Annotated in this window: 13 protein-coding genes; 2 read left to right on the forward strand and 11 right to left on the reverse strand. The window is 60.6% G+C overall.

The features are described from left to right. Positions 1-352 precede the first annotated feature (352 nt). Complete coding sequence (locus LY44_RS11220; protein WP_201778583.1) at positions 353-661, forward strand: hypothetical protein; 309 nt, start codon at positions 353-355, stop codon at positions 659-661. 3 nt (positions 662-664) lie between these two features. Then, positions 665-1,534: a hypothetical protein gene (locus LY44_RS11225; protein ID WP_146707231.1), complete on the forward strand. Its 870-nt coding sequence runs from the start codon at positions 665-667 to the stop codon at positions 1,532-1,534. A 721-nt stretch (positions 1,535-2,255) separates the two neighbouring features. Here LY44_RS11225 and LY44_RS11230 read toward each other — a convergent pair. The 11 genes from LY44_RS11230 to LY44_RS11280 all read right to left on the reverse strand — a co-directional run bounded on the left by LY44_RS11230 (position 2,256) and on the right by LY44_RS11280 (position 11,550). Then, positions 2,256-2,768 carry an HAD family hydrolase gene (locus tag LY44_RS11230; RefSeq protein WP_055209920.1) on the reverse strand — a complete coding sequence of 171 codons (513 nt, stop codon included), beginning with the start codon at positions 2,766-2,768 and terminating at the stop codon, positions 2,256-2,258. Position 2,769: 1 nt separating this feature from the next. After that, complete coding sequence (locus tag LY44_RS11235; RefSeq protein WP_055209921.1) at positions 2,770-3,732, reverse strand: DNA-processing protein DprA; 963 nt, start codon at positions 3,730-3,732, stop codon at positions 2,770-2,772. Between the two features lie 3 nt (positions 3,733-3,735). Continuing rightward, positions 3,736-4,422 carry a phosphoribosyltransferase gene (locus tag LY44_RS11240; protein ID WP_146707232.1) on the reverse strand — a complete coding sequence of 229 codons (687 nt, stop codon included), beginning with the start codon at positions 4,420-4,422 and terminating at the stop codon, positions 3,736-3,738. Between the two features lie 446 nt (positions 4,423-4,868). Next, positions 4,869-6,065 carry a helix-turn-helix domain-containing protein gene (locus tag LY44_RS11245; RefSeq protein WP_065118384.1) on the reverse strand — a complete coding sequence of 399 codons (1,197 nt, stop codon included), beginning with the start codon at positions 6,063-6,065 and terminating at the stop codon, positions 4,869-4,871. Between the two features lie 29 nt (positions 6,066-6,094). Beyond that, entirely contained in the window at positions 6,095-6,958 is an 864-nt protein-coding gene (locus LY44_RS11250; RefSeq protein WP_146707233.1) for a hypothetical protein, read from the reverse strand. A gap of 132 nt (positions 6,959-7,090) precedes the next feature. Next, positions 7,091-7,930 (reverse strand): NgoMIV family type II restriction endonuclease, encoded by an 840-nt coding sequence (locus LY44_RS11255; RefSeq protein ID WP_055209925.1) that lies wholly within the window; start codon positions 7,928-7,930, stop codon positions 7,091-7,093. Further along, positions 7,930-8,898, reverse strand: coding sequence for a DNA cytosine methyltransferase (locus tag LY44_RS11260; protein ID WP_055209926.1), 969 nt, complete (start codon positions 8,896-8,898; stop codon positions 7,930-7,932). The genes LY44_RS11255 and LY44_RS11260 overlap by 1 nt, the downstream gene beginning before the upstream one ends. Before the next feature lie 295 nt (positions 8,899-9,193). Further along, complete coding sequence (locus LY44_RS11265) at positions 9,194-10,003, reverse strand: DNA adenine methylase (protein WP_055209927.1); 810 nt, start codon at positions 10,001-10,003, stop codon at positions 9,194-9,196. A 169-nt stretch (positions 10,004-10,172) separates the two neighbouring features. Beyond that, a complete protein-coding gene (locus LY44_RS11270) occupies positions 10,173-10,520 on the reverse strand; it encodes a hypothetical protein (protein ID WP_055209928.1) in 348 nt (115 codons plus the stop codon). 18 nt (positions 10,521-10,538) lie between these two features. Next, on the reverse strand, positions 10,539-11,228 hold the full coding sequence (locus tag LY44_RS11275; protein WP_055209929.1) for an NlpC/P60 family protein: 690 nt from the start codon (positions 11,226-11,228) through the stop codon (positions 10,539-10,541). A 1-nt stretch (position 11,229) separates the two neighbouring features. After that, complete coding sequence (locus LY44_RS11280) at positions 11,230-11,550, reverse strand: phage holin family protein (protein WP_023917239.1); 321 nt, start codon at positions 11,548-11,550, stop codon at positions 11,230-11,232. Positions 11,551-11,563: the final 13 nt, after the last annotated feature.

Consider the following 11,563-nt stretch of genomic DNA (forward strand, 5'->3'; position numbering starts at 1 on the left):
CGATCGATTAGCTAGGCAGCCTTATTGGGAGCATGACAGTAACTGAATCTGGCAGGCGCTCAATTATGCGAGGATCGTACAATGTTGTCTGACGCATTGGCCCCACAAGCCCAATCCGACAAGTTGAAGGCGCTAGAAATTGCTTAGCAGCCTAGCCCGCCTTGCTCTGACTGCCACGGCGATCGCGCCCGTTGGGTTCACATATGCATTCGTCGCCGCCTTCAACCGGGCGTGGTCAACAATGATGTGGCTATCGCTCGGCTCAACGATATTGGTTGTGTTGTGCCTGTGGGTTCTCAAGGCAATCCGCTCCAGGCGCGCCCCTGCCGCTGAGCGACACAGGATCACCACGGTGGAACCTGCCGACAGAGAGAACATGGCGATTATGCTCTTGTATCTCTTGCCGTTGTTTACGGCTGATTTCGGAAAATTGAACTGGATAATGTGGGTGCCCACGATTGCGATCTTCGCATTTATCGCCGTTACCAGCCACAGCTACTTTTTCAACCCCCTGCTAGGTGCGTTCGGCTGGCACTTCTACCGTGTCGGTACCCCACAGAACGTCACCAGCATCTTAATTACCAAGCGGACGATCCGCAAAGGTGACCAGACGATCAACGGTATCGAGCTGGGGGACTATGTGATTCTAGAAACGGAGTAACTAATGCCGAGAACACTTTTCGCACTTTGCAATCATGACGGGCAGACGGTCGTGCGTCGTGTCCCATTGGAAGACGGCGTGCAGGGCGACGTCGAAAGGATCTTCGACGAACAGGAACAATCATTTTTCCTCGGTAAAGATGAACCGATTGAGTTTAATGGCGATTGGAAGCCAGATGAAAATCAGCTGCTTTGCATCACTGACAGAGATCTTCTTGCTCAAATGAATGAGACGTTGGCCATCGGGGCGGGGGCATACGACCGTTTGGACATCAGCAGTTATGATACAGCCGGGGTCAAAGCGCTGTTCATGCATTCCGAGCAGATCAAAGGGCATATTCTATTGCAGAAGTTTCGCACATCCCAGTACCTGCAACGCAAGGGTCTGACGCTGGCGTTTAACGGCAACCAGTTTGGCAAACTATCAGAGCGAGGGTTTTCGCTGGATGAAAGGCTGGGCGCTGTTGTTGACGGCGACACCGTAATGTTTGTCAGCTTCCACGTGCTGCGGTCTATCTTGACGGTTCAAGAGCATTTCGCCGAAGCGACCGCTCAGGAAGTCGACGAATTCGCACAACACGCATCTTTTCATATCGAGAACCGAGCCGTTTTCGACAGCCACATGGATGAGCGCTGCCGAAAATTGATTCGAGGCATCAGTAAATCGAGAGTCCTAGTCGATCACAATGCTGCGGAGATCATCGCTAGGGCAAAAACCGTAGGACTTACGCTGGTGGAAGACGGTGGTCGCATTGTTCTTCCGTCCGTGAAGCGCGACCTGAAAACGGTCCTCAGCTTCTTGGAGGAAAGCGTCTACAAGGGAGTCTTTTCTGAAGAAACTTTCTTGACCAACTCAAAGCGCCCCTTGGCCTGAACCGTCGACGTGGGCACGAGGCTGTCTAGCTGAAATGAAGACCTCTGGCTGCGTTTTGCATCTTCTCGATGTCGGTGTTCTGTACACGGTCATTATTCGCTCGCGAGCGCAGCGAACTTGCGCTTTCCGCCCCTACGCGACGGTAACGAATCGAACGACGTGACCGGCCTTTTGCGTACGGTTGGGGCCATCCTATGCCGCGAAGCGACATTCGCCAAACCGGCCTTCGGAGCATCCTCAAGTTGGGCCGGATTCTAATCGACGGTGGAGGAAAAATCTCGCGGCAGGTCACGTCTGATATTCAAAGGTTGGGGGCAAGTCGGCCCCCACCTTCCCTGTTATAGGGCGACATGCCGGCCTTCGCCGCGATTCAAGTCTGCGCTGTGGCCTCCTCCCCTCGCTCAAATAACACCTCTCGGCCGAGGCTGTGTGGAACTCTGATTTCCCGGACTCTAAAAGAACGGTTTCCTTGGCAGCTCGCCTGTGGCAGCTCGTATCGGAACGAAACTTCGTAGGCGCGACGGCCGGAGAACATCGCTCCAGAGTCGACCAGGTTCGATCGAGTTTCCACACAGCCTCGACCCTAAGCGGCCTCTCGATGGCCCCTATAGCCGACATCCGCTTCGCGCCTGAAACTCGGTCGTTCCTTGATCAGTGTCGAACACTTGAAACCTGCCATGCCGGGAAACCCTGTTTGACGTTACCCTATCGCTTTCTGCGTTCAACTCACACGCACTACGCCACTTTTGAGGAAGACGGCGAGATCAGCGACAGTCGAGAAAATCTCGTCAGGATTTGACGCTTCCAGACCTTGTATGTCACCGCATCCCCAAGCTGAGCCCAAGGCCATGACCCCAGCGCCGCGAGATGCTTCCGTATCCTGCGGCTGATCACCGACGTGATAGGTGTTCTCAGGACTGGCGCCTGCCTTCGACATAGCCAGAAGCAAGCCTTCCGGGTCCGGCTTTTTGTTTTTCACTTGATGATAACCCACGACGATGTCGATGGGCCACTTGTGTGCTCTTATGAATGCCTTAGGCACCATGTCGGGGCTTTTCGTGACGATGGCGAGGGTATGCCCTGAGGCATGTAGCTCGCTGAGTAGCTCTGTCATGCCCTCATAAACGGGCAGTTGAGGCGCCTTCGCCATCACGGCTTTCCAGTTCCGTGCAGCCCTCAACTGCTCGACCGAGGACGTGTCGACGAGCGTCTGGTCGAAATCGAAGATAATCATGTCAAAAGTCCATCGAGATTTGAGATTTTCCAGTCCCTACGGGGAATTCCGTGGGCGCCGATTTATCAATGGCTTTCACACTGTTTAGAAAAGCAAGGAGGGCGTGACCGTCCGCAATCGGCACCGCCCAATTCTCCGCGATGAGCATCTGATTTCCCTGCGTTTTCGGCTCGTGACGCCACGACTGCGGGTGATCGATGCAGGCGAGCGCACGTTTCTGCTCGCGAGAGAAGCGGATGGTGTGCATCGTTCCGCCCTTCACGTCGGTTTCTATAACGAGGACCGCATCGGAAAGGCCGCTTTGGATGCGGTCACGCTCCGCGAATGCGGAACGCATCGGTGTCATTCCAATCGGATACTCGCTCACGAGGCACCCGCCCGCTTCCAGCAGGCGGCTCGCAAGACCGCGGTTCGCGGCGGGATACACCTTCTCTAATCCGTGAGCCATCACGGCGACGCCGACGCCGTTTTGATCCAAGCAGCCCTCATGGCCGAGAGTATCGCAGCCATGGGCCAAGCCACTGACCACAACAAATCTCTGCTCGGTGGCTGTAGCGGCAGAGCGCCTTGCTACCTTTTCACCGTAGGCCGTGGGGTCGCGAGTGCCGATCACGGCGACGCTATGTGCTGCGTGCAATCCCGACGAGTCCCCCTTAACATAGAGGATTGCGGGAGGATCGGGCATATGGCGCAGGCGCTCTGGATAGCTTTCATCGTAGAAGGAAAACGCCTTGATGCCGCTATCGATGGACCGTTGGAGGTTATCCTCCGCCTTACTCCATGCGTCAGCGAAGTCGATATTCGAGATATTGCCTACGCGGGCCAGCTCGGCGATCTGATCGCGCGCGCTCCCGGCCTCTAGCGGGCTTCTGATTATCCGCAGAGCTGCGCGGCGCCCGATCCCCTTGAGGTTCAGCAGGGCCGCAAGGCCAATAGTGGACGGAGTGATAGCTGCCTCGTTCATGGATCAGACCTTCGAGTTCTTTTGGGCATGTTCGTTCTCGCCTTGCTGCCACAAATTGTCCCAGCTGGCGGGAACGTGGTCATTATCAGGGTTCGGACAATAGGCTACGCGCTCGGATTTCGCGAGCGCAATTCCATAGACAGTGCTGCCAGGGTTGGCGGCATGGATAGCCAACGCAACTCGCGAAAGTGTGTCGCCTCGTGTTACGATATCATCGAAAATCACGAAGGTGTTTGTCTGCATTTTCGCTGCTTGGTAGTTTGCCTTGTCCAACTCAGCTGATCGCGCGCTGGCGTCATAGATATTATGAATCTTCTGATGGATGTTCTTGGCAAGTGACGTGCTGCTATAGTTGGCGCCGCAAACGCCGGCGCACTCCTTCGTCATCCAGCATATCGATCTGTTAGGGTTTGCTTGCGTTTCACCCGACGAGAGGACGGGCAGAAACATGGTCTGGTGCATATTGAGGCCGAGATGCTTCATCAGCGCGGGCACCGCTTCGTACATCACCGTCGCCGCGCCCCACTCCGCCTTGTTCTCCTTGTTCTTGAATCGGTTGAAGCGCGAGGTCCAATGCTCGCCAGTCTTATCCTTCAGCCTGTAGGCGATGGTGTAAGTTGCAGTCAGGCCGTTGGACATACTTAGCCGCGGAAACTCCATCCAACCTGAAACGCTCTTGTAATAAATCATTTGTCCCTCAGTTGCCGATGTTGTGGCGCAGCTTCCCCAAATCTGCCGTTGGCGCTCGCGTGCGGCATTTTCGCCGGTCGAGTGATGGCATTCGATGATCGCCTAGCGGAAGTCAAAGTAAATGCTGCAAGACGGTCTGCCAACGGTTCGCGAGCCTAGACGACGATTTCCCCTAGACGACTTCAACAGTAAGACCTTGGCGATCACGTTGCCCTCGTCACCATCAGCCCCGGTCTGTCTTCAACCGGCATGATACTGATCGGCCAGCAGCATGCTGGGCCCGTCAGCAGTAGATTAAGTGTAGCCGACGGCGGTGTATGGCGCCCCAATTCGTCCGGTGAAATCTACCCGCCGCGGAACGAATTTCCCGCGGCAGGCGTGAAGACTGCGAGTGAGACACCTAGAAGATTGGTGCCTCCAGTGTCGATTAGAGACAGAATTATGCCTCAGTCGCGCCTCAGTGGAACGACATTATTTCGATCTCCTGCCACCTCACTTTTAGCCCTAAGTGATGGAAACGGCAAAATTTCAGCCTTCGAGGCTGACAGGGAGCCTGGAGGCAGCCCACAAAGTGATTCGACATCGGATTCCGATAGTCGGAAATCGGCGATTAGGTCTGCCCTCGTTCTGACTCCCTCATCCAGCAGAAGCTTGATGGAACGCGAGAGCAGACGCGGATCTTCTGGGATCAGCGTATCGTCAAGGGGTTCACTCTTCCGCCAGCCCCGCGCGCTGTAATGCTTCCAAAGCCGGCGCTCATACTCGCCTTCTACAATCCCGAGGTTCACGCACCGCATGATCATCGCGCCGACCGACACCTTCCACCGCTCCTTGAGGGCGAGAAAAGTGTTCAGTGAGGGCGACCATATTTCGGACGAGAAGGTTTCAGCGGGCATCAGGAACGCGCCCGCGAAATAGAAGGCTTGCCGTTCGATCTCCTTGAAGTCAGCGGATCCGTTCAGGCTTTTCGAGGGGATGAAACGATGAAGCACGAGGTGGGCAAGCTCATGCGCCGCGTCCATGCGGGATCGAACCGCCGTCGCCTTGTCGCTTGCGATCAGCATGTATGGCCGATTGTCGAGGTCCGACCAGTTCGAGACGCCGTCCATTTTCGATGTGCCGACTTCCTCGCGAACGACCACGACGCCAGCATTTTCGATCGCGAGCAGCAGGTCGTTGATAGGGCCAAGGCCCAAGCCCCAGCGAGCACGACACTCAAGCGCGGCGGCCTCGATGTCCTCGTCGCGAATGTCCCGGTGATCTTTCGCCTCGATTGATGGAACGTCCACCTCCGGCAGATCGACCCAGTCCTGCAGCACCGCAGAAATATCCTGCGCCCAGCGCAGCCGAACCCTCGCGCGCTTCCGTTCCCCTTGAGTAGTGCTCGACAGAAGGGATCGGAAGAACATTGGGCGGCTGCCATGTTCTAGATCCGAACGCAGGAAATAGGACACCGGCAAGCGTAGCGCCGTGGCAAGGGCATCCAACGCATCCGGCTCCGGCGAATGGTCCCCGGACTCCCATCTAGAAATCGCGGAGCTTTTCCGGCCAACCATTTCGGCAAGGGCGATCTGAGTCAGCCCCCTCGAATCCCTTGCTTCCACCAATCGCTTCGCTTGGAAGCCCGGCGTTCCAGTTTTCATATTGTGTCCTCCGGTGTGCCGAGCATGGCTCAGCCCTGCTCCGAAGGCCCCTTGCGCTTGAGTTTCGGAACCGCCCGATCCGCGATATCGACCGGAACATCCTTCTGCTCGGCGGGGGCGTTGTAGAGCGCGATGATGTCCTCGATCGAGGACAGCTTAATCCAAGATGACAGATCGTGGGAGGGGATGCCGACACCCGCGAAGGCCGGCAGCATCGGATCGCCATTCTTGGAGGCGGTAACCACCAGCATCGCGCACATATTGTCTGGGGACGGTTGTGGCCGGTTCCTGTCGAACAGGTCAATCTGCCACGGGCTAAGCCATTCGTTCAACGCGCTCCACCGCTGCCGGAACTTCGTGGGGCGCGGTTGACCGCAATGCGAAAGAACATTGGCGCGGATCATGAAATTTCCGTCGCGCTCAACCACGGAGTAGCAGGCTCCCTTTGGAGACGTGTCGGGGACGTGAACATTGAGGCCGGCTGCTCTCCCGGCGCTGCGGAAGCCGTCCTCCGCCAAGAAATGCCGCAACTGACCCAAGGCACCACGGCGCTCCGGGGGAGCAATTTTCTCAGCTGTCAGCCTGTGGGCTTGAGCGAACGCTGCGTCAATTTCCTCGCCCAACGAGCGGAAGAACGTCTCGGGCCATGCCTGAACAAGGCGGGCAATAGGATCGTGGGTCAAGGCGACACCCTGCTTGCTGTTTTCTGGATATTGCCTCACATTTTTTGCGTTATCAAGCGGGAATCCGTAAAATATGTGGTTTTGACAAGCTTGGATGTAGCAAAGCCGTGCTGCGCAGCTTGCTCGCGCGGTAATGGTCGTCGGATTCCGCATCGACACTGCAAGACAGTACCAAGCCATGTCGTTACCTTCATTTTGCCTCTCGTGCATTGAGGGTGACCTAGAAAATGACATGCTCCGGGGATGTCGGCTTCCTTAACCCTGCTGCGGTCGCAATGCTGCACTGCCGTCAGGCGGCTTCCCGCCCCTTTGCGAGGGCAGCGGACTGATCGCCGTTTCGGGTCAGATGATGAGGTCCAGAGGAAGGTCCGCGATATCTCGGAGACGCTGGCCATCGATCATGGTTTCGACCAGTTCCAGGGTTTCCCGGTCTTGTTCGCGCAGAGTCTCCACCAATTCGGGGAGCGCAAAGTGATAGACGCAGTCCATGTCGCCCGTTCCCAACGCGATGGCCGCGATACGTGAAGGAGTTGGCTCGGCGGTGACGGCGACGATATGGGGCAACCGGCCCTTTCGGTTCCTGACAAGGTTCAACGCTTCTGAACGCGTGTTCTGCACGCGGTCGGAACGGATTGTCAGCTTGCAGCTGATCGACGCGTGCAGGCTCGCCTGCACGCCATTGGCCTCGCGCAGCGCAGTGTGTCTTGCGACCGTGTCATCCACTAGGAGCTGCTGCCTGTTGATGTTGGCGTCGGGTTCAGGTCGGCGCAAGACGACGACGTCGGGCTTGATGAGGTAGTCCGTCCCGAGAAGGGTCCGCAGTTCCTTGTTCTCGATCGCAAGGGAGCGAAGGGCGTCGAGATGGCTGTACTGGTCGAACTGCGAGATTGCCTGCCCCCTCTCGACCGCAAAGGAGCCGGGGCGCAGATGCAGCAGTTGCGCGAAACAGGACGCGACGAAGTTCTGCGTAGCGGTTTCGAACATCGCCCCCGCCGTCTGCCCCGCGGGTTTCGCGGCATGGCTCTTGCTCGCGCCGATCTTCGCCACCAATGCTGTCGCTATATCCCGACTTGGGCGATTGGACACGTCGGCAATCGACGGAACCCCCTTCGTTTCAGTGATCGGGCCAGCCAGACATTCGGCATGGAACTTGCGACGGGCTTCAAGCAACCAAGGCCGCATCAGGCCACCGCATGGAAGCGACGCGCCGTGATCGCTTTGCGCAAGTTCTGCGCGACGGCACGGGCCACCGGGGGCGGGAAGGCATTTCCGACCTGGCGATATGCCGCCGTCTTGCGGCCGACAAATTGCCAGTCATCGGGGAAGCCCTGCAGCCGCGCAACCATGCGGACAGTCAGGCGGGGGACGCCCGCAAAGCCCGGCTCGGGGGCGTCTTCGGCAATGGTATGGCCGTTCACCCCAAGGGTCGCCCAGGCGCGTTTGGCGCGGGTCGGCCCGAGATCCGGCCCGCCGTGTTTCTTGGAACCGCCAACGATCGTGGGGGCGATTTCGTCAGCCTGTGCAGCCCAGGCATCGGCGCCCTCCCAGCCATTCGCGCCCATGAGGTCACGCAGGCGTTCTCCGACGGTTGGGGGGCGCATGTCGCTCCCCTTGGGCCATTCGAACTTGTCGGCGTATCGATCATGGACCGCGACGATCACGACACGCGGCCGCAATTGGGAGACGCCGAAGTCCGATGCATTGAAGAGGTGCCATTCGGCGAAAGTGTAGCCCAGGGCTCGCAACTGGGCCTTCAGTTCCTGCCGGTAGTCATGGAAGACGGCATCCAGAAATCCGCGGACGTTTTCGAGCATCACGGCTTTCGGGCGCACCTCATCCACCACACGGATGGCAGACGGGAAGAGGTCGCGTTCGTCGGCGGCCCCGAGTTGCTTGCCTGCCTTCGAAAACGGTGGGCAGGGGACGCCCCCCGCTACCAGATCAACCCCCGCATAAGGACGCGCATCGAACTGGGTCAGGTCGGACTGAGGGCCTTCGAGGACGTTCCAGCATTTCCGGTTCAGGTTCAGTGTCTTCCGACACCAGTCATCCACTTCGACACAGGCCTGATGGGCGAAACCCGCCTGCTCGATGCCAAGCGCTTGCCCACCTGCGCCCGCGCAAAGTTCCACAGATGTAAGTTCACCCAACGCAGTCCGCCTTCCCTAAAGCTTGGTGCTTCATACAGAGCGGGTCAGCGGGCAAAATGTCAATTCCCTCCCCCTTGTCGCGCGTCTTGCGTTGACCTGCAAAATCGATCCGGGGACGTGTGAGGCAGGGATTCGAGGCGCGCCCCGGGCTGCGCGGCCTCGCGGGTCTCACACCGTCAGGCGACAAGCAACAGCACCGCTTGTCGGATCGCGCGCGGCGCACCGATGAAGCTTGCGACATAGGCGACAGGCGTAGGCCCTCGCGTTCGAGGGCCCACGCCTTTCCCTTCCCCCGCTACCGCACTTTCCCGCGGATCAGCAGCTCAGCGGCGGGGATGCTTTGGCCTTTTCCGGCGATCGAATAGGTGGTGCGGACCGGCTCGATCTCAGCCCAGGAGAAGATCTCGCGGATCTCGGGCACGTCGTTGATCGAGAGCAGGAACCGCCCCTTGAGGCCGCGCAGCCCATCGGCGAGGCGCTGGAAGTCGTCGCGGCTGAACAGATCCTTGCCGTAATCGCCCTCGCAGCCCCAATAGGGCGGGTCGAGGTAAAACAGCGTCTCGGGCGCGTCATAGCGCTGGATGAAGGCGCCGAAATCCAGGCATTCGATCACCACGCCCGAGAGGCGCGCGTGCAGATCCTCCAGCATCGGTTCCAGCGTCAGCAGGTTGAAGCGGCCGGGGCGATCGCGGCTGACGCCGAAGTTGCGGCCGCTGATCTTGCCGCCGAAGGCGGTGCGCTGGAGATAGAGGAACCGCGCCGCGCGTTCGAGATCGGTGAGCGTGTCCGGCCGGGTCGCCAGCAGACGCTCGAACTCGCTGCGGACCGTCAGCTGGAAGCGCAGGATTTCGAGGAACTGCGGATAATGCCGCTGCAGGATCCGGAACAGGTTCGCGATGTCGCGGCCCGCATCATTGATCACCTCGGCCCGCGGGCGGGCGCGGCGGCGCAGGAAGATCCCGCCCATGCCCACGAAGGGCTCGCAATAGGTCCGGCAGGGGGTCTCGTCGAGGATCGTGCAGATCCGTTTCGCCAGGTTGCGTTTGCCGCCGAGCCAGGGTGCCGCGGGGGCCACCGGCGCGACGGGAATCATCGACTCCGTCATCTGAATATGTTCCAAGGGCCCTCCCTCGCGAGGGGGGAGCGGCCATGAGCTTGTGCTGGTCGACGGGGGTTCTTAGCGGTTCTCCCCGTGTCGGAGGGGGTTGGCGCCCCCTCTGGCCTCCCAAGAGGCCAAAACGTCATTCTTTACAGAACCTTCCCGGCGGGCGGTCTCACCGGCTGAGGGTTGCGATCTTGGCCACGGCGAGGCTTCGCAGCACGCCGTCGCGCGGCGCGAGGGCGCGGATGGCGTCGGGGACCGAGGCCTGGGCATGAGCGACGGCGTCGCGGGCGAGGAGGTCGAGATCGCGGCCGTCGTCGCGGCGCCCACGGCGGGTCAGGGCGAGCTGCGCGCCGGTCATCAGCGCCTGATGCAAGGCCTCGCGCTGCGCGGCCTCGATCTCGATGCCCCAGCGCGCGCGCAGTTTTGCCGCCGCCCAGCCGATCAGCGCGGTGGTGATCGTGGCGAGGATCGGCAGCACGATCTGCGCGAGGATCGTGGCGAGGAGGGTGTCGGTCATCGGGGTCTCCGTGGGGGCTCAGGCTTCGTTGCTGGAGAGGGCGAGGCCTTTGGTGGTGCGGCGGACCGGCCGCCCGGTGACGGGCACGCCCGCGGGCCAGCGCGCCGCGAGGAGGCGGGTCTTGGCGATCCGGGTGACGGTGACGGCATCGGATTGATTGCCGCCGAGGACGTGATAGGCGCTCGCATCCTCGCCGCGGTAAAAGCCGACATGGCCCTGCCAGCCGGAGGGGGCGCCGCGCCAGAAGACCAGCACCGCGCCGAAGACCGGCGCGACGGGATCGCCAAAGCGGCTCCAGGCGCGGGCGGCAAGCGGGGTGTCGGGCAGGATCACCCCGGGCAGGGCCGCGCGCAGGCAGCTTGCCACGAAGGCGCCGCACCAGGGCACGGCGCGCGGGTCGATCGCCCCGGCCGCCGGATCGAGCCAGGCGCGCAGCCGCGCTGTGTCGCGCCGCTCGTGCAGGCCTTGCAGGCGCAGCGCCTCGGTCATCCAGGGAAGGTCGGGGCAGGGAAGGTCGGGGCAGGGCGCATCTGCGCGCATCAGCGCCGCGATCACCGGCCCGAAACCGGGCTCGGCCGACAGCCCGCGGCTGCGCCCGAAGGCCGTGATCGCGGCTTTCGTCTTCGGCCCGCAAAGCCCGTCGATCGGCCCCGGGTCAAAGCCGAGCGCGCGGAGCCGCAGCTGCGCGGCCCGCCAGTCTGTCGTCATCTCACGACTCCTTGTTGTGAAAGAAGACCCGGGTCAGCGCCACCTGGGCGCCGCGCGGGCCGAGATAGGCGAGCGAGGCGACGACGCCGGTGGTCACGGTCCGGCCGAGCTCGAAATAAGCCGCCACCGCCTCGCCGATGATCGCCATGCCGACCGCGACGGGCAGCTCCCAGAGCAGTTCGCGGCTCAGGAACCGGCGCTTGCGCGCCCGCACCTCGGTCGAATGCCACATCAGCCGCCCGGCGAGCGCCGCCGCCATCGTAGTGACGGCCCCGCCCCAGATGGCATCGACAAGTTCGACGAGGCCCCTTGCATCGCTCATGATCCTGCCCTTT

This window comes from Rhodobacter capsulatus (assembly GCF_003254295.1).
GTDB lineage: Bacteria > Pseudomonadota > Alphaproteobacteria > Rhodobacterales > Rhodobacteraceae > Rhodobacter > Rhodobacter capsulatus.